This window comes from Priestia megaterium (genome assembly GCF_009497655.1).
GTDB classification, from domain to species: domain Bacteria; phylum Bacillota; class Bacilli; order Bacillales; family Bacillaceae_H; genus Priestia; species Priestia zanthoxyli.
Genome location: NZ_CP023317.1, coordinates 4660273 through 4679343, shown reverse-complemented (window position 1 = coordinate 4679343; position 19071 = coordinate 4660273). Strand labels below are relative to the sequence as shown.

At 40.9% G+C, this 19071-nt stretch carries 16 protein-coding genes, 2 rRNA genes and 1 riboswitch; of the genes, 12 read left to right on the top strand and 6 right to left on the bottom strand.

Features of this window, described 5'->3' with window-relative positions; translation table 11 throughout:
* The first annotated feature begins 191 nt into the window (after window positions 1-191).
* The 3 genes from CEQ83_RS23995 to CEQ83_RS23985 all read left to right on the top strand — a co-directional run bounded on the left by CEQ83_RS23995 (window position 192) and on the right by CEQ83_RS23985 (window position 2540).
* Window positions 192-440 carry a hypothetical protein gene (locus CEQ83_RS23995; RefSeq protein ID WP_014457923.1) on the top strand — a complete coding sequence of 83 codons (249 nt, stop codon included), beginning with the start codon at window positions 192-194 and terminating at the stop codon, window positions 438-440.
* A gap of 245 nt (window positions 441-685) precedes the next feature.
* Window positions 686-2035 (top strand): glucose-6-phosphate isomerase, encoded by a 1350-nt coding sequence (locus CEQ83_RS23990; protein ID WP_028412606.1) that lies wholly within the window; start codon window positions 686-688, stop codon window positions 2033-2035.
* A 100-nt stretch (window positions 2036-2135) separates the two neighbouring features.
* Window positions 2136-2540 (top strand): YugN-like family protein, encoded by a 405-nt coding sequence (locus CEQ83_RS23985; protein WP_099000353.1) that lies wholly within the window; start codon window positions 2136-2138, stop codon window positions 2538-2540.
* A 9-nt stretch (window positions 2541-2549) separates the two neighbouring features.
* Here CEQ83_RS23985 and CEQ83_RS23980 read toward each other — a convergent pair whose 3' ends face one another.
* The 3 genes from CEQ83_RS23980 to cdaS form a co-directional block, all read right to left on the bottom strand.
* On the bottom strand, window positions 2550-3338 hold the full coding sequence (locus CEQ83_RS23980) for a potassium channel family protein (protein ID WP_014457926.1): 789 nt from the start codon (window positions 3336-3338) through the stop codon (window positions 2550-2552).
* 67 nt (window positions 3339-3405) lie between these two features.
* Window positions 3406-3789 (bottom strand): VOC family protein, encoded by a 384-nt coding sequence (locus tag CEQ83_RS23975; RefSeq protein ID WP_014457927.1) that lies wholly within the window; start codon window positions 3787-3789, stop codon window positions 3406-3408.
* 97 nt (window positions 3790-3886) lie between these two features.
* Window positions 3887-4513 (bottom strand): sporulation-specific diadenylate cyclase CdaS, encoded by a 627-nt coding sequence (cdaS, locus tag CEQ83_RS23970; protein ID WP_028412605.1) that lies wholly within the window; start codon window positions 4511-4513, stop codon window positions 3887-3889.
* A gap of 313 nt (window positions 4514-4826) precedes the next feature.
* Window positions 4827-4929, top strand: a riboswitch (SAM riboswitch).
* Between the two features lie 254 nt (window positions 4930-5183).
* Here cdaS and CEQ83_RS23965 point away from each other — a divergent pair.
* The 7 genes from CEQ83_RS23965 (at window position 5184) to CEQ83_RS23935 (ending at window position 11053) form a co-directional block, all read left to right on the top strand.
* Window positions 5184-5897, top strand: a complete 714-nt coding sequence (locus tag CEQ83_RS23965) for a phosphoadenylyl-sulfate reductase (RefSeq protein WP_028412604.1) — start codon at window positions 5184-5186, stop codon at window positions 5895-5897.
* Between the two features lie 19 nt (window positions 5898-5916).
* Window positions 5917-6996 carry a sulfate permease gene (locus tag CEQ83_RS23960; RefSeq protein WP_028412603.1) on the top strand — a complete coding sequence of 360 codons (1080 nt, stop codon included), beginning with the start codon at window positions 5917-5919 and terminating at the stop codon, window positions 6994-6996.
* A 52-nt stretch (window positions 6997-7048) separates the two neighbouring features.
* Window positions 7049-8200 (top strand): sulfate adenylyltransferase, encoded by a 1152-nt coding sequence (sat, locus tag CEQ83_RS23955; protein WP_014457931.1) that lies wholly within the window; start codon window positions 7049-7051, stop codon window positions 8198-8200.
* A gap of 12 nt (window positions 8201-8212) precedes the next feature.
* Window positions 8213-8812 (top strand): adenylyl-sulfate kinase, encoded by a 600-nt coding sequence (cysC, locus tag CEQ83_RS23950; RefSeq protein ID WP_028412601.1) that lies wholly within the window; start codon window positions 8213-8215, stop codon window positions 8810-8812.
* A 91-nt stretch (window positions 8813-8903) separates the two neighbouring features.
* The gene (gene cobA, locus CEQ83_RS23945; RefSeq protein ID WP_028412600.1) at window positions 8904-9683 is read left to right on the top strand and encodes a uroporphyrinogen-III C-methyltransferase; all 780 of its coding nucleotides are present in this window, start codon (window positions 8904-8906) and stop codon (window positions 9681-9683) included.
* Between the two features lie 13 nt (window positions 9684-9696).
* Window positions 9697-10464: a sirohydrochlorin chelatase gene (locus CEQ83_RS23940; RefSeq protein WP_028412599.1), complete on the top strand. Its 768-nt coding sequence runs from the start codon at window positions 9697-9699 to the stop codon at window positions 10462-10464.
* A complete protein-coding gene (locus tag CEQ83_RS23935; RefSeq protein WP_047749626.1) occupies window positions 10445-11053 on the top strand; it encodes an NAD(P)-binding protein in 609 nt (202 codons plus the stop codon). Before CEQ83_RS23940 ends, CEQ83_RS23935 begins: the two co-directional genes overlap by 20 nt.
* Before the next feature lie 27 nt (window positions 11054-11080).
* Here the strand turns inward: CEQ83_RS23935 and CEQ83_RS23930 are convergent, their stop codons facing one another.
* The 3 genes from CEQ83_RS23930 to CEQ83_RS23920 all read right to left on the bottom strand — a co-directional run bounded on the left by CEQ83_RS23930 (window position 11081) and on the right by CEQ83_RS23920 (window position 13902).
* The gene (locus CEQ83_RS23930) at window positions 11081-11758 is read right to left on the bottom strand and encodes an MgtC/SapB family protein (protein WP_013059577.1); all 678 of its coding nucleotides are present in this window, start codon (window positions 11756-11758) and stop codon (window positions 11081-11083) included.
* A gap of 119 nt (window positions 11759-11877) precedes the next feature.
* On the bottom strand, window positions 11878-13464 hold the full coding sequence (locus tag CEQ83_RS23925) for an AMP-binding protein (RefSeq protein WP_155017522.1): 1587 nt from the start codon (window positions 13462-13464) through the stop codon (window positions 11878-11880).
* Between the two features lie 243 nt (window positions 13465-13707).
* Entirely contained in the window at window positions 13708-13902 is a 195-nt protein-coding gene (locus CEQ83_RS23920; protein ID WP_013059575.1) for a hypothetical protein, read from the bottom strand.
* Between the two features lie 352 nt (window positions 13903-14254).
* Between CEQ83_RS23920 and CEQ83_RS23915 the strand changes: the two genes are divergently transcribed.
* Window positions 14255-15806: ribosomal RNA gene (locus tag CEQ83_RS23915) — 16S ribosomal RNA — on the top strand.
* Window positions 15807-16031: 225 nt separating this feature from the next.
* Window positions 16032-18967: ribosomal RNA gene (locus CEQ83_RS23910) — 23S ribosomal RNA — on the top strand.
* The 16S and 23S rRNA genes sit together here, the layout of an rRNA operon.
* Window positions 18968-19071: the final 104 nt, after the last annotated feature.

The window sequence follows — 19071 nt, the reverse complement described above, 5'->3', positions numbered from 1 at the left end:
CAATTCTGTAACCGATTATATAATAATTTAATTATGCATGCATCCATGCTAATTCTTAGTATCAGCAGAATTTTCAAGGCTTATTAAATAAATAGAAACTCGTCACAAAATCCATAAAAAAAACATAAAAAAATTTTTTTCGACGTATAAAAATCATGCGAAATTGTCACTCTAAGAGTGAGGTGATGGAAATGTATAGGAAACAAATAGCCATCAGTTTTCTCATTTTTACCGCACTATGTATGAGTGGATTTGTGCTAAATAATCACTTGGAAATGAAAGAAGAAAACAGGATGCTAATCACTTCTAAAAGTGAAGCTGAAAATTCCATATCAATAGACTCTTCCCTGTTAAAAGCCTCTTATAAACCGAGACAATATGTAAAGATAGGTGAAATGAACTATATTGCACCATCCGGTAAGCAAATAAAAAACGATTGAAGACCACTCTTTAGTCGTTTTTTATTTGCTTATTATTTGCGTCATCGTGCATGAATTCCGTTCTGTAATCAAAGAACATTAGTTGACTTCATAACGGAATTTATCGTTAAATAAAAGGGTACATACAATGATTGCAGTTTCAACAAACTATAATGATTGTGTCAAATTGTAAGTGGATTCACTTGAATTCAGCTAACAGTTTCGATAAAGTGGAAAATAAAGATATTTTAATGGAGGAACAGACTATGACACATGTTCGTTTTGATTATTCAAACGCGTTATCATTTTTTGGTGAACATGAACTTACATACTTACGTGATGCCGTGAAAGTAGCTCACCATTCAATTCATGAAAAAACAGGTGCTGGGAACGACTTTTTAGGATGGGTAGACCTTCCTACGGAGTATGACAAAGAAGAATTTGCACGCATTCAAAAAAGTGCAGAAAAAATTAAATCTGATTCAGATGTATTAATTGTTATTGGTATTGGAGGATCTTACTTAGGTGCTCGTGCTGCTATTGAAATGCTTCAGCATTCATTCTATAACACATTATCAAAAGAACAGCGTAAAACTCCGCAAGTTATTTTTGCTGGTAACAACATCAGCTCAACATACATGAAAGACTTAATGGATGTTTTACAAGATAAAGATTTCTCTATTAATGTTATTTCAAAATCTGGTACAACAACAGAACCGGCGATTGCTTTCCGTATCTTCCGTAAATTATTAGAAGAGAAATACGGCAAAGAAGAAGCACGCAAGCGTATTTATGCAACAACAGATAAAGCGCGCGGCGCATTAAAAACATTAGCGGACGAAGAAGGCTATGAAACATTTGTTATTCCAGATGATGTAGGCGGCCGTTATTCAGTATTAACAGCAGTTGGCTTATTGCCAATTGCCGCTGCAGGTCTTGATATCGAACAAATGATGAAAGGGGCAGCTGATGCTCAAGAAGCATTTTCATCATCAGAGCTAGAAGAAAACGCAGCTTATCAATATGCTGTAGCTCGTAATGTTCTTTATAATAAAGGAAAAACAATTGAAATGCTGATTAACTATGAGCCAGCTCTTCAATACTTTGCTGAGTGGTGGAAACAGTTATTTGGTGAAAGTGAAGGAAAAGACCAAAAAGGTATTTACCCTTCATCTGCTAACTTCTCAACGGATCTTCATTCTTTAGGTCAATATGTACAAGAAGGTCGTCGTGATATTTTTGAAACAATTGTACAAGTTCAAGATTCTCGTCATGAGCTAACAATTGAAGAAGATGCAGCGGACTTAGATGGACTAAATTACTTAGCTGGGGAAACAGTTGACTTTGTAAATAAAAAAGCGTTCCAAGGTACAATGCTTGCTCACACAGACGGAGGCGTTCCAAACTTAGTTGTAAACATTCCGGCGCTAGATGAGTATACATTTGGATATGTTGTATACTTCTTCGAAAAAGCATGCGCAATCAGCGGCTATTTACTAGGAGTAAATCCGTTCGATCAGCCTGGAGTAGAAGCATATAAAGTAAATATGTTTGCTCTTCTTGGAAAACCTGGTTTTGAAGAGAAAAAAGCAGAATTAGAAAAGCGTTTGAAATAAATAAAAAGTTCACCTTCTTGTTAGAAGGTGAACTTTTTTGCTTTTGAGATAAAGGATAAAAAGCTGGAAAAAGGACATGTTAAAACAGAGGAGGGATAAGATGATTGAATTATCTTCAAGATTAGACGGCACATTATTCAAGCTTTATGAATTGGAAAAAACGCTTAAGCCGCTTGGGTATAACATTGGAGGAAATTGGGATTATGATCATGGTTCATTCGACTATAAGATGAATGATGAAGTCGGCTATCAGTTTTTACGTATCCCGTTTACAGCTACGAATGGAGAACTGGATTCTAAAGGAACAACCGTACAGATTGGTACGCCATTTTTACTTTCACATAAGTATCAAATTGGCTTAGATGACAATGTTCACAATGGAAACATGGGTGCTTCATTTAATCAGTTTGCAGAACCCCAAGACCCAGACGCTTCATTTCCAGAAAAGTATATCAGTTTAGGAGAAGAGCTAATTAGAGAGGCAGAAGAGGCGCTGCTTCAATAATTGAAAGGATTATTCTTTTCTTAAACTCTCTAATTTCTTTACAAAAATATGTTCGTACATGACTTGACTAATCAACTCGTTTGTTTTAATCATTTCATTTACCCCCAAATTTTGCGCATTTTGAATATGCTTTTTTGTTAACAGTTCAACGATGCTGTAAATAGAAGGGTTCAATCCTTGCAGAGCGACTAGCGTAACAATCGTATTCATGTCTGCATATTCTTCTGTCTTATGCTGATCCGCAGTAATCAGCACTTTTTTTGCGTACCGAGCATTGGCAAGTTCTAATACTTCATAGTGAGAGGGACTTCCTTTAATAAAATGAACGCGATCACAGATCATGGGATTTTTAGTCAGAGAGTCGTCGATAAGAACAATGTCTTCTTTATGAAATGCGTCGCGATAAGACTCTAGCACGAGTTTGGCGCGCTCATTCCACCCCACAACGATGAAGTGATCTTTTCCATAAAACTTTAAATTTCCTTCCAGATAAGCGCTCTCAGCGGAAACAGCAATTTTAGAAAGCGTGACAAAATAAGTAGTAATAAATCCCGTTCCAATGAGGACTAAAATAATTGCAGCTAACCTTCCAATCGTAGTGGTGGGAGCAAAATCACCGTACCCTATAGTAGAGATTGTAATAATAACCCACCAAATTCCTTCAAACACATTCCCAAACGTTTGCGGCTCTAGGAAATGTATAAGCATGCCGAAAAGTAAAACAAGGCAGCCGATAATAAAAAGAAGCCGCACTAAAATAGAACGACGAAAAAGTCGAAATAATAGCCATTCCATCATAAAAATACCTCCAGTGATTAGTCATAGCCACAGTATGACCATTTTTCACTGAAGGTATAAGATATCTTTATCTTTTTACTTCGTAATATTCAATCCATTCTTTGTCTGGACCATAGAAAAATAAGTATCTTGCTCCATTTGGCAAAGTTACAATGTTTTCTTCCACAAATGAAACGCCTGCTGATTTTAAACGCTCAAACTCCTCTTCAATTCCATCTACTGCCAGCGCAAAATGATGAACTTTACCTTCATTAGGTAAGCTTGAGTTATACCCTTGAATTAACTCTACGATTACATTGCCTTCTAAACCTAGAAAAGCTAGCTTCAAAGACGGATCGGTATGTGGTAGTGTTTCGATGAGCTCTAATCCCACCTTTTGTGTATAGAACTCAATAGATTTTTCTATATCCTTTACTTGAACGCCTACATGTTCAAATTTTAAAATTGCCATATGCATCACCCGTATCTATAGTATGTAAAAACTATGAAATATATTAAAGAGAAAGGATATAGAAGTCAAGATAGGGCTGCTTATTAGGAAAGGGCTCTTAAATCATATTTTTGCTGGAGTGAATAGGGTAGAGGCTTCCATCAAGCGCAAACGAAATTTTGCCTGTTTCTTCAGATACAACTAAAATTAATGCATCCGATTTTTCTGACATTCCAATGGCTGCACGGTGACGTGTTCCCAATTTTTTGTTCGTTGAAATAATAGACGAGAGAGGTAAAACATTAGCAGCCGAAATAAGCTGATTATTTCTAATTAGGACAGCTCCGTCATGTAAGGGTGTCCCTGGATAGAACAGTGTCTCAACTAGCGTAGCGCTGACAGGAGCTTGAATAGGCATTCCTTTTTGAATAAGAGGATCAACATTTTGTTCCCGTTCAATGACAATTAAAGCGCCGTGACGTTTCTCAGAGAGGTTATGAATAGCTAGGGACAGAGCAGCGTATTCAAATGTATAAGGCGATAAGTAATGACGCAAGTAATAAGAGGCGGCCGTAGCTTGAACATCTTGAAATAACCTTCTCATCTCCTCAAAATCACATAGGATACAATGATCACTCGTGTCTAAATGTTTAATTAAATTAGAGGCTTCAGTTGAAATCTGCTGTAAATATGTTCGTACATTATTTTTAATTGTATCGTCTAATTGAAAGGGTTGTCTCTCCATCTTATATAGCTCCTATCTGTCAGTCAGTGTTATCTGTAATGTGTGCTAATGTGGGTGAATTATCCGTAAAGCTTATAAATCCGCTATTAATTTTATAGAGAGATTTTGCGTTTTATTTAGCAAGAGAACATCAAAAGTTGGAGAAAAAAGAAAGCGTTTTATAAACTGATATGTTCACATTTGGGTCAAATTTACATATGTTGTTTTAAATAAAAGTATAGATATTTCTGTGAATTTAAAGTATAGTTTTCTTATCGGATATATGATTTTTAATGTTGACAAATATTCTAAATATGCTAAAATTTTTAAAAAATGCTTATCAAGAGTGGTGGAGGGATCTGGCCCGTTGAACCCCGGCAACCTGCTTAGCAAGGTGCTAATTCCAGCAAAGTGTGTATCATTTTGAAAGATAAGGTGAAAATTTATTGCCTACCCAGTCTTTCAATACGGAAGACTTTTTATTTTGATATAGCGCAAGCGATAATTTGAGAAGGGAAACCAATGACTGTAAACCCCGACTTAAAACAAATTTTTGAACACGCCGAAGTAAAGTAAGAATTAAATAGTTTCGCTGACTAGACACACTAGAGGCGGTTTTATCCAATTCTAGTGGGTAAAACCGTCTTTTTTTATTGGATAACGCGGATAACTAAGAATTGGAGTGGAGAAAATGGCAGACTTATATACGTACGAAAACTGGAGCGATACATTTCCAGAGTTCGACAGTAAAGATGAAACAAAAGGAGCCCTTTCAGCATTGCAGTGGGCGTATGATACCTACGGAGATTCAATTATTTATGCGTCAAGCTTTGGGATCGAAGGAATCGTGTTAATTGATTTAATTTCAAAAGTGAAAAAAGACGCTGAAATTGTCTTTTTAGATACAGGCGTTCATTTTAAAGAAACATATGAAGTGATTGATGCAATTAAAGAACGCTTCCCTGATTTACGTATTCATATGAAAAAGCCGGATTTAACTCTTGCAGAACAAGCTGAAAAACATGGAGATGAGCTTTGGAAGAGTCAGCCTAACTTATGCTGTCAAATTCGAAAAATCATTCCGCTAAGAGAATCCCTTGCTCCTTATGATGCGTGGATTTCTGGTTTGAGACGCGAGCAGTCTGAGTCTCGTGCCAACACGAATTATTTTAATAAAGATGAGAAATTCAAGAAGGTGAAAGTTTGTCCGTTAATTCATTGGTCATGGAAAGAAATTTGGCGCTATGTGTATAAGCATGATTTGCCGTACAACAAACTTCATGATCAAGGCTACCCAAGTATCGGCTGTGAGCCCTGTACCGCACCTGCCTATAATGTAGACGATTTACGTTCAGGAAGATGGGCAGGTACACAAAAAGTTGAGTGCGGATTACACGAATCTTAAATACGAAAGAGCTGAATAAATGATGCTTTTATATGTTGCCTTTATCATTGCGCTTTTTTTTGCAATGAATATTGGGGCAAGCGGTGCAGCAGCTGCTATGGGCGTTTCATACGGCTCCGGTGCAATTAAAAAGCGAAGAGTGGCCCTGTTCATCTGTGCTGTAGGAATTGTGCTCGGAGCTGTTACCGGAGGCGGTGAGGTGGTAAAAACCATCAGTTCAGGTATCATACCTGAAAAACTGCTGTCAGTAGAATTAGTTATTATCATTCTGGCTGCTGCAACGCTGTCACTCTTTTTCGCGAATTTGATTGGTATCCCTCTATCAACAAGTGAAGTAACAGTTGGCTCAGTTGTTGGAGTAGGAGTAGCTTATCAATCTCTGTATGTAGAAAAACTTTTAATTGTCATGTCTTTTTGGATTATTGTTCCGCTAGTTTCATTTGTCATTGCTTTTTTGATTGGGAAAGTGATAAAACGCAGAGCGCATAAAAAAGAAGCAGAGGGAAAGTGGAAAAGAGTTTTAACGATTTTAGTTATAGCGACGGGATTCTTTGAAGCCTTCTCAGCTGGAATGAATAATGTGGCAAATGCTGTCGGTCCTCTAGTAGGAGCTGGGTTAATGGATGCTACAACGGGTGTCATAGCAGGAGGATTGGCGGTGGCACTCGGAGCTCTTTTACTAGGAGGCCGAGTTATTGAAACAAACGGAAAAAAAATTACTCGCTATTCTGTAGGGGAAGGCTGCATTATTTCAGGTACTGGTGCTTCTCTTGTTACAGCAGCTTCACTGTTTGGTTTGCCAGTACCGCTTACACAGGTCACTACGTCTTCTATTATTGGGATAGGCGCAGCGAAAACGGGATTTACGAAAGAACAGCGCGAAGTGGTCATTCAAATGTTAAAGGTTTGGGTGGTATCCCCTGTATTTTCACTCGTAATCTCATATGTTCTTGTGAAATTAGTACTTGAAAGCGACTTATATTCATTTGTGGTGCTAGCTAGTGGCTGCATTGCCACAGCAGGTGTTCTAAGCTTAGCTAGAACGACTAGAAGAAAAAGAGCAAGCTTGCAGTCGGAAAAAGAAAAAATGACTGCGTGATTCAATTGCTTTTTATTATATTGTGTTAATTACTTAAGGAGGATTTTACAAAATGACAACAATTCAAGCACACGGTGGAGAATTAATTAATTTATATCAACCAACATATGACTACACTTCACTAACAAAAGAAATTGAAGTAGACAACATGGCTCTAAGTGATTTAGAACTAATTGGGATTGGTGCTTACAGCCCAATTACGGGGTTTTTAGGAGAAAAAGATTATCAATCAGTTGTTGAAAATATGCGTCTAGCAGATGGAACTGTATGGAGTATTCCTATTACTCTTCCCGTAACAGAAGAGCAGGCTAAAGAATTAAACATTGGCGACAAAGTAAAACTAGTTCAAAGCGGTGTGACATATGGTGTTTTAGAAGTTTCTGAAGTATATACGCCAAATAAAGAAAAAGAAGCGGAAAATGTGTACCGCACAGCAGAACTTGCCCACCCTGGTGTGAAGAAAATGATGGAACGCCCAAATGTATATGTAGCAGGTCCAATCGTACTTGTAGAACGTACACCTAAAACGCGTTTTGAAAAGTATTACCTAGATCCAACTGAAACAAGAGCAGCATTTGAAGAGCGCGGTTGGAAAACGGTTGTTGGATTCCAAACTCGTAACCCTGTTCACCGTGCGCATGAGTATATTCAAAAAACAGCATTAGAAATTGTAGACGGCCTGTTTTTAAATCCACTTGTAGGAGAAACAAAGTCAGATGATATCCCAGCAGATATCCGTATGGAAAGTTATGAAGTACTTTTAGAGAACTATTATCCTAGCGATCGTGTAGCTTTGGCAGTTTTCCCTGCTGCAATGCGCTATGCTGGACCTAGAGAAGCTATTTTCCATGCAATGGTTCGAAAAAACTTTGGATGCACGCATTTCATTGTAGGCCGTGACCACGCTGGTGTTGGTGACTACTACGGAACATATGATGCACAAAAAATCTTCAGTAACTTTACGGCAGATGAATTAGGAATTACACCTTTATTTTTTGAACACAGCTTCTACTGCAAGAAGTGTGAAGCGATGGCATCAACGAAAACATGCCCTCACAGCAAGGAAGATCATATGATTCTATCTGGTACCAAGGTACGTGAAATGCTTCGTAACGGAGAAGTGCCACCAAGCACATTCAGCCGTAAAGAAGTAATTGAAGTGTTAATTAAGGGATTAGCAAAACAAAAAGTATCTTCAAAATAAGGAGCGGTTGAAGTGAGTAAATCAACAAACATTACGTGGCATGATGCTGGAATTACAAAACAGGAAAGACGCGAGCAAAATAATCATCACAGTTTTGTATTATGGTTTACGGGCCTTTCGGGTTCAGGTAAATCTACCGTAGCAAACGCAGTGGCAAAAGCGCTTTTTGATAAAAATATTCGCAATTATGTATTAGATGGTGACAATGTTCGTTTTGGCTTAAACAAGAATTTAGGGTTTTCTGCTGAAGATCGTACAGAAAATATTCGCCGTATCGGTGAGGTTTCTAAGCTGTTCGTAGACAGCGGTCAAGTGGTACTAACAGCATTTATCTCTCCATTCCAAGAAGATCGCGCTCAAGTGCGTGAGATCTTAGAGGGGAATGAATTTTTGGAAGTATACGTAGAGTGTCCGTTAGAAGAATGTGAAAAAAGAGATCCAAAAGGCCTTTACAAAAAAGCAAGAAGCGGAGAAATCCGTGATTTTACAGGAATTGATTCTCCCTATGAGTCACCTGCTAATCCTGAAGTAACAATTAATACAAGCACACAGTCTGTAGAAGAATGTGTACAAACTGTTATTGAATATTTATCTAACCGAAAATTCATCTAAATGACAGCGGACTTTGTCCGCTGTTCTAATTCAAATTAAAATTTGGGAGCGCTGCGGAGACGTGGAAATGATGGAAGGGTGAAAGGCATTCATGGGGAAAGTATATCTAGTCGGTGCAGGACCAGGAGATCCAGATTTAATTACATTAAAAGGGTTGAAAGCAATTCAGCAAGCAGATGTTATCTTATATGATCGTTTAGTGAATAAGGATCTGCTGGAGTATGCTAAAAGTAATGCTGATATTATTTACTGCGGAAAGCTTCCAAACTACCATACCCTCAAGCAAGAAACAATCAATAACTTTTTAGTGAAATTCGCTAAAAAGGGGAAAATTGTAACGCGCTTAAAAGGCGGAGATCCATTTGTTTTCGGACGCGGAGGGGAAGAAGCAGAAGCTCTCGTGCAACAGGGCATTTCATTTGAAATTGTTCCAGGAATTACATCAGGTATCGCAGCTGCTGCTTATGCAGGAATCCCTGTCACTCACCGGGAATACAGCGCAAGCTTTGCTTTTGTAGCAGGACACCGTAAAGACAGCGAGCATGATGCAATCAAATGGGATAGCCTAGCCAAAGGTGTAGATACTCTTGCCATTTATATGGGAGTGAGGAACTTACCGTACATTTGCCAACAGTTAATGGAACATGGAAAAACCTCAGCTACGCCAATTGCCTTGATTCACTGGGGCACATGTGCGGACCAGCGCACTGTAACTGGAACTCTTGGTACAATTGTTGATATTGTTAAAGAAGAACAAATTGAAAATCCCAGTATGATTATCGTTGGTGAAGTTGTAAATTTTCATGACCGATTGAATTGGTTTGAGAAGACTGGACAGCATTACTATTCGTATGCACAAGAAGCTTACTAAAGAGGTTGATTATATGGATGCAGTTTTATATGTTTGCCATGGCAGCCGCGTAAAAGAAGGCGCTGATCAGGCAGTTGCTTTTATTGAAAGATGTAAAAAAAATCTAGATGTACCGATTCAAGAAGTTTGTTTCCTAGAGCTAGCTTACCCTACTATTGAACAAGGATTTGAAGCGTGTATTGAACAAGGTGCTACTCGTATTGCCATTGTGCCGCTGCTGTTATTAACAGCTGCCCATGCAAAACATGATATACCTGAAGAAATACACAAAGTATATGAACGCTATCCACAAGTAGAAGTACTGTACGGAGAACCGTTCGGCGTAGACGAACGAATTGTTGATATCTTAGTAGAGAGAATCAATGAAACTAATGTGGATAAGCATGAAGATTCGATGGTATTGCTGGTCGGCAGAGGAAGCAGTGATCCTGCTGTAAAAAAAGATTTTAACGAAATAGCTCAACTGCTAAAAGGTAAAGGAGCTTTTAAAGAAGTGAGCACATGCTATTTAGCTGCCGCTGACCCTAATTTAAAAGAAGGGCTGCACCTTGCTAAACAAACTTCGTATAAGCAAGTATTCGTTCTCCCGTACCTTTTGTTTACCGGTATTTTAATGAACGAAATTAAGGAAGAATTGGAGCAGTTATCAACAGATGACCAGCAGTTTATCTTAGCAAACTACCTAGGTTATCATGATGGACTTGCACACATTTTAAGTCATCAAGTAAAAACGTTATTATCGAGCAGAGGAAATCAATACGATGTATACCGTTATGCTTGATTTAAAGGATCGTTCGGTCTTAGTAGTTGGAGGCGGAACAATCGCAACTCGTAGAATTAAAGGTTTTTTACAAGAAGGAGCAGCCATTACAGTGGTTGCTCCAACTGTTTCAGCTGAAATAAATGAGTGGGAAGCTAAGAATCAGCTGTGTGTAAAAAGAAAAAAAGTAGGAGAAGAAGACTTACTTAATGTTTTTTTTATTGTTGTAGCTACAAATGATAAAGCTGTGAATAAGTTCGTTAAGCAGCATATTAAAAATGATCAGTTGGTTAATATGGCCAGCGGTTTTTCCGATGGAAATATTCAAATTCCTGCACAGTTTTCTAGAGGGAGATTATCGCTAGCAATATCCACAGATGGCGCTAGTCCTTTGTTGACAAAACGAATAAAAGAAGAATTATCTTCGAATTATGATGAGAGTTACACACAGTATACACAGTTTTTGTACGAATGCAGAGTTCTTATCCACAGATTGAATGTGTCAAAGAGCCGTAAACATGAGTTGTTAACAGAAATTATCGATGATCAATACCGGCTGTCTCTAGTAAAACAGAGGGAATTTTTACAACAGATTGAAAAATATAAATAAAAAAACGGCCAATTGGCCGTTTTTCATTTATACATTTTCAACTTCAATGCTACGAATACCGCTGATTTTTTGAATCTCGTAATACACTTCTGTAGTAGGACGCTGATTATTAACTGACACTTTCATACGTATATATAATTCATTGGTGTCTAAATCTTTGATTCGAATATTTTTTATTGTAATATTCTTTTCTCTAATGCTGTTAGTTGTATCAAAAATATTGTGCTTATCAGCCAGCTTAAGTTGAAGAATAAGCTCTTTCTCGCGCAGTTGCCTAGGCCCTAGAATAGTAATAAGGAAAGGGAGAAGTTCAACGCTGATGATGAGCAGTACAACTCCGGTAATGGCTTCGGGATAAAACCCTGCACCTACAGCAATACCTATACCTGCTGCCCCCCAGATAATAGCGGCTGTTGTAAGCCCAGAGATGCTGTCATTTTCTTTTCGTAAAATAACACCCGCTCCTAAAAAACCAATTCCAGAAACAATTTGAGCAGCCAGACGAAGCGGGTCCATTGTGATATGATCACCTTTATTAAAAATTTGAGAAGACTCAATCGAAACAATCGTGAGTAAACAGCTAATAATGGAAATTACGAGAGATGTTTTTAAACCAACAGGCTTTCGTTTTAGTTCCCTTTCAATTCCAATAATAAGACCAAGTACAGCAGAAATACCTAATTTGAGCAACATTTCATTTTCCATTATTTTCACCTATTTCAATAGACATTGTTGTTTATATCTGTATGAAAGAAGAAAAACAGATATGTATCAGTATAGTAAACTTTTCTTCATAATGACAGGTGAAATTCGAAAAAATCTGATTATTTATAAAGCGCTACGATCGTTTCTTTTAATTTATATTTTTGAATCTTGCCGGATGCCGTCATGGGAAAGTCGTCTATAAAATAAATATGTTCGGGAATTTTGAAATGAGCAAGCTTACCTTTGCAAAAGTCTTTGATTTCTTGAGCGGTAAGAAAAGAATCTTGCTTGAGTTTAATGCATGCAGCAACTCGTTCTCCATACTTTGGATCAGGAATACCGACAATTTGCACATCTTCTACCTCGGGTAATCTATATAAAAACTCTTCAATTTCTCTTGGGTAAATGTTTTCTCCACCTCTAATAATCATATCTTTTAGACGTCCTGTAATTTTTACATAGCCATCTTTATCGATGGTAGCTAAATCTCCTGTATGTAGCCAGCCCTCTACAATTGTTTTTTCTGTTTCTTCCGGCATTTTGTAATATCCTTTCATTGTTAAATATCCTTTTGCACAAAGTTCTCCTTGTTCTCCAAAAGAAGCTTGTTTACCTGTAATTGGATTAATAATTTGAATCTGTACATGATCATGTACTTTGCCAACCGTTTGTACTCGCCGCTCGATAGAATCAGTTGGGGTTGTTTGGGTGATTACAGGAGATGTTTCGGTTTGACCATAGGCGATGGTAATTTCGCTGATACCCATGTCATTTATGACTCGTTTCATTACTTCTGCTGGACAATTAGAACCAGCCATGATTCCTGTGCGAAGAGTAGATAAGTCATATTGATTAAACTCAAGTGCATTTAATTCCGCAATAAACATAGTTGGTACACCGTGAAGCGCTGTACATTTTTCTTTCTCTACGGTGCGTAAAACAGAGGAAGGCTGAAATTCAATAATCGGTAGCATAGTAGCACCTACGGATACGCATGCTAGAACGCCCAGTACACATCCAAAACAATGAAAGAAAGGAACTGGGATGCATAAGCGGTCTTCGTTAGTCAGTTTCATAGACTGAGCAACTAAAAAGCCGTTATTTACTATATTATGGTGACTTAGCATAACTCCTTTTGGAAAACCTGTTGTTCCGGAAGTATATTGCATATTGATAACTTCATGGATATGTAGGGATTGCTCATACTTATCGAGCACCTCATCCGATACCATTGAGCTACTCATTAAGAACTCGTTCCAAGAAGTATGTTCGCTTGATTTACTTAAGTTTATAAGATGTTTTAGATTGGGAAGATTATGTTCAATACCGGTGATAATAGACGTATAAGAAGTGCTTTTAAATTCATCAATGAAAAATAGCGCTGCTGTATCAGAATGCCTCAATACATACTCTAATTCAGAGGATTGGTAGCTTGTATTAAGGGTAACCAAAACAGCGCCTATTCTAGCTGCTGCGAATTGCAGAAGTAACCATTCCGGCACATTTGTAGCCCAGATAGCGATATGATCGCCTTTTTTGAGACCGGTGGCTAGAAGTGCCTTTGCAACTCGAGAGGTTTCTTGATAAAACTCTGCGTACGTATAGCGAATATTTTGTTCAGAGTAGATAACCGCTTCTTGATGCCCAAACTTTTTTGTACTTTCTTTTAAAAGTTCTCCAACCGTTACTTCAAGCAATGGTTTCATTTGGTTTCCTCCTTGAATAATGTTAAAGTATATATGAAAGCGTTTTCTAAAAGTAGTTTATCAAATTTAAAGAAAGTGTTCCAAAAAATCATTCGACAAATTCCTTCACTGTCCATCGCACGTATGAAGAAGGGGGGAGCTGAGTTTATCGTATTGATTTCAATAAGTAAGTATACCGAATGCGAATATTGTAATAAAATAAAGAAATGTCTCCTTATTATAAGAAGACAACGTAACATCATGTTAATAAAGAATGGTATAAAAATATGAAGTAAACAAACAAAAAATCATGCTGAATGTTGAAAGTGAAATAAATGAAAGGCCGTTGACTTTGCCTTCTTTATTAGACATTTGAATTGATTCCCAATAAGCAAGTGAAATTAAGAGAATAGACATACAAAAGGACAAATAGAGTGCAGCTGCAATTAAGGTATCCAAGTGAACGCCTCCTTGGCGGATAATGATTTAATAGACATTATGCTAGCTTAGGTCTAGATATGCTAGTATCTATTAATTGGCTAACGTTTCGTGTACAAGAAAATAGTTTTTAAAAATATATCGAAAAACTATTGCACAATAAAAGAAGGCATGGTATATTATTAAATGTCGCTAAGATGAACTGCTAAAGCAAACATCGAAGTGATAAACAAATAAAAAACTTGTTGACAACTAGATTGCAACTTGTTATGATGGTAAAGTCGCTTAAGAGCGGCGGTTGAACTTTGAAAACTGAACAAAGCGACAAACGTCAACGTTAATTTTTATTTTTTAAATGAGCAAGTCAAACATTTCTTCGGAGAGTTTGATCCTGGCTCAGGATGAACGCTGGCGGCGTGCCTAATACATGCAAGTCGAGCGAACTGATTAGAAGCTTGCTTCTATGACGTTAGCGGCGGACGGGTGAGTAACACGTGGGCAACCTGCCTGTAAGACTGGGATAACTTCGGGAAACCGAAGCTAATACCGGATAGGATCTTCTCCTTCATGGGAGATGATTGAAAGATGGTTTCGGCTATCACTTACAGATGGGCCCGCGGTGCATTAGCTAGTTGGTGAGGTAACGGCTCACCAAGGCAACGATGCGTAGCCGACCTGAGAGGGTGATCGGCCACACTGGGACTGAGACACGGCCCAGACTCCTACGGGAGGCAGCAGTAGGGAATCTTCCGCAATGGACGAAAGTCTGCCGGAGCAACGCCGCGTGAGTGATGAAGGCTTTCGGGTCGTAAAACTCTGTTGTTAGGGAAGAACAAGTACGAGAGTAACTGCTCGTACCTTGACGGTACCTAACCAGAAAGCCACGGCTAACTACGTGCCAGCAGCCGCGGTAATACGTAGGTGGCAAGCGTTATCCGGAATTATTGGGCGTAAAGCGCGCGCAGGCGGTTTCTTAAGTCTGATGTGAAAGCCCACGGCTCAACCGTGGAGGGTCATTGGAAACTGGGGAACTTGAGTGCAGAAGAGAAAAGCGGAATTCCACGTGTAGCGGTGAAATGCGTAGAGATGTGGAGGAACACCAGTGGCGAAGGCGGCTTTTTGGTCTGTAACTGACGCTGAGGCGCGAAAGCGTGGGGAGCAAACAGGATTAGATACCCTGGTAGTCCACGCCGTAAACGATGAGTGCTAAGTGTTAGAGGGTTTCCGCCCTTTAGTGCTGCAGCTAACGCATTAAGCACTCCGCCTGGGGAGTACGGTCGCAAGACTGAAACTCAAAGGAATTGACGGGGGCCCGCACAAGCGGTGGAGCATGTGGTTTAATTCGAAGCAACGCGAAGAACCTTACCAGGTCTTGACATCCTCTGACAACTCTAGAGATAGAGCGTTCCCCTTCGGGGGACAGAGTGACAGGTGGTGCATGGTTGTCGTCAGCTCGTGTCGTGAGATGTTGGGTTAAGTCCCGCAACGAGCGCAACCCTTGATCTTAGTTGCCAGCATTTAGTTGGGCACTCTAAGGTGACTGCCGGTGACAAACCGGAGGAAGGTGGGGATGACGTCAAATCATCATGCCCCTTATGACCTGGGCTACACACGTGCTACAATGGATGGTACAAAGGGCTGCAAGACCGCGAGGTCAAGCCAATCCCATAAAACCATTCTCAGTTCGGATTGTAGGCTGCAACTCGCCTACATGAAGCTGGAATCGCTAGTAATCGCGGATCAGCATGCCGCGGTGAATACGTTCCCGGGCCTTGTACACACCGCCCGTCACACCACGAGAGTTTGTAACACCCGAAGTCGGTGGAGTAACCGTAAGGAGCTAGCCGCCTAAGGTGGGACAGATGATTGGGGTGAAGTCGTAACAAGGTAGCCGTATCGGAAGGTGCGGCTGGATCACCTCCTTTCTAAGGATTTTTACATGACGTACGTTTTGACACTTTGTTCAGTTTTGAGAGTTCAATCTCTCAATTATAGAAAGCATACTACTTTCTTCTTATTAGATAAGAAGAATTTTGGTTGCGATTGTTCTTTGAAAACTAGATAACAGTAATTGCTGAGGAAAAGTGAAACTTTTCTTTAATCAAACCAATAAATAACACAACTTTATGTTGTACCATTTATTCGCTAATGGTTAAGTTAGAAAGGGCGCACGGTGAATGCCTTGGCACTAGGAGCCGATGAAGGACGGGACTAACACCGATATGCTTCGGGGAGCTGTAAGTGAGCTTTGATCCGGAGATTTCCGAATGGGGAAACCCACTGTTCGTAATGGAACAGTATCTTTATCTGAATACATAGGATATTGAAGGCAGACCCGGGGAACTGAAACATCTAAGTACCCGGAGGAAGAGAAAGCAAATGCGATTTCCTGAGTAGCGGCGAGCGAAACGGAATTAGCCCAAACCAAGAGGCTTGCCTCTTGGGGTTGTAGGACACTCTATACGGAGTTACAAAGGAACGAAGTAAATGAAGCGACCTGGAAAGGTCCGTCGAAGAAGGTAACAACCCTGTAGTTGAAACTTCGTTCCCTCTTGAGTGGATCCTGAGTACGGCGGAACACGTGAAATTCCGTCGGAAGCTGGGAGGACCATCTCCCAAGGCTAAATACTACCTAGTGACCGATAGTGAACCAGTACCGTGAGGGAAAGGTGAAAAGCACCCCGGAAGGGGAGTGAAAGAGATCCTGAAACCGTGTGCCTACAAGTAGTCAGAGCCCGTTAACGGGTGATGGCGTGCCTTTTGTAGAATGAACCGGCGAGTTACGATCCCATGCAAGGTTAAGCTGATAAGGCGGAGCCGTAGCGAAAGCGAGTCTGAATAGGGCGTTTAGTATGTGGTTGTAGACCCGAAACCAGGTGATCTACCCATGTCCAGGGTGAAGTTCAGGTAACACTGAATGGAGGCCCGAACCCACGCACGTTGAAAAGTGCGGGGATGAGGTGTGGGTAGCGGAGAAATTCCAATCGAACCTGGAGATAGCTGGTTCTCTCCGAAATAGCTTTAGGGCTAGCCTCATGTTGTGAGAGTCTTGGAGGTAGAGCACTGATTGGACTAGGGGCCCCCAACGGGTTACCGAATTCAGTCAAACTCCGAATGCCAAAGACTTATCCATGGGAGTCAGACTGCGAGTGATAAGATCCGTAGTCAAAAGGGAAACAGCCCAGACCACCAGCTAAGGTCCCCAAGTATACGTTAAGTGGAAAAGGATGTGGAGTTGCTTAGACAACCAGGATGTTGGCTTAGAAGCAGCCACCATTTAAAGAGTGCGTAATAGCTCACTGGTCGAGTGACTCTGCGCCGAAAATGTACCGGGGCTAAACGTATCACCGAAGCTGTGGATTGACATCTTTGATGTCAGTGGTAGGAGAGCGTTCTAAGTGCTGTGAAGTCAGACCGTAAGGACTGGTGGAGCGCTTAGAAGTGAGAATGCCGGTATGAGTAGCGAAAGACAAGTGAGAATCTTGTCCACCGAATGCCTAAGGTTTCCTGAGGAAGGCTCGTCCGCTCAGGGTTAGTCGGGACCTAAGCCGAGGCTGAAAAGCGTAGGCGATGGCCAACAGGTTGATATTCCTGTACCACCTCCCCGCCGTTTGAGTAATGGGGGGACGCAGTAGGATAGGGTAAGCGCGCTGCTGGATATGCGCGTTCAAGCAGTTAGGCTGATGAGTAGGCAAATCCGCTCATCATAAAGGCTGAGCTGTGATGACGAGGGAATTATAGTACCGAAGTTCCTGATTCCACACTGCCAAGAAAAGCCTCTAGCGAGGCGGGAGGTGCCCGTACCGCAAACCGACACAGGTAGGCGAGGAGAGAATCCTAAGGTGATCGAGAGAACTCTCGTTAAGGAACTCGGCAAAATGACCCCGTAACTTCGGGAGAAGGGGTGCTCTGGTAGGGTGTATAGCCCGAGAGAGCCGCAGTGAATAGGCCCAGGCGACTGTTTAGCAAAAACACAGGTCTCTGCGAAGCCGCAAGGCGAAGTATAGGGGCTGACGCCTGCCCGGTGCTGGAAGGTTAAGAGGAGGGGTTATCCTTTGGGAGAAGCTCTGAATCGAAGCCCCAGTAAACGGCGGCCGTAACTATAACGGTCCTAAGGTAGCGAAATTCCTTGTCGGGTAAGTTCCGACCCGCACGAAAGGCGTAACGATCTGGGCACTGTCTCAACGAGAGACTCGGTGAAATTATAGTACCTGTGAAGATGCAGGTTACCCGCGACAGGACGGAAAGACCCCGTGGAGCTTTACTGTAGCCTGATATTGAATTTTGGTACAGCTTGTACAGGATAGGTAGGAGCCTGAGAAGCCGGAGCGCTAGCTTCGGTGGAGGCGTCGGTGGGATACTACCCTGGCTGTATTGAAATTCTAACCCGCGGCCCTGATCGGGCCGGGAGACAGTGTCAGGTGGGCAGTTTGACTGGGGCGGTCGCCTCCTAAAATGTAACGGAGGCGCCCAAAGGTTCCCTCAGAATGGTTGGAAATCATTCGTAGAGTGTAAAGGCACAAGGGAGCTTGACTGCGAGACCTACAAGTCGAGCAGGGACGAAAGTCGGGCTTAGTGATCCGGTGGTTCCGCATGGAAGGGCCATCGCTCAACGGATAAAAGCTACCCCGGGGATAACAGGCTTATCTCCCCCAAGAGTCCACATCGACGGGGAGGTTTGGCACCTCGATGTCGGCTCATCGCATCCTGGGGCTGTAGTCGGTCCCAAGGGTTGGGCTGTTCGCCCATTAAAGCGGTACGCGAGCTGGGTTCAGAACGTCGTGAGACAGTTCGGTCCCTATCCGTCGTGGGCGTAGGAAATTTGAGAGGAGCTGTCCTTAGTACGAGAGGACCGGGATGGACACACCGCTGGTGTACCAGTTGTCTTGCCAAAGGCATCGCTGGGTAGCTATGTGTGGACGGGATAAGTGCTGAAAGCATCTAAGCATGAAGCCCCCCTCAAGATGAGATTTCCCATAGCGCAAGCTAGTAAGATCCCTGAAAGATGATCAGGTTGATAGGTCAGAGGTGGAAGCGTGGCGACATGTGTAGCTGACTGATACTAATCGATCGAGGACTTAACCAAACTTTAAAAGTGTAAGCTTTACTCAGCAAACTGTTATCTAGTTTTGAAAGAATAAATCTTTCGAAAAAAGTATTGCTTTCTTTATATAATAGTGTATAATATAA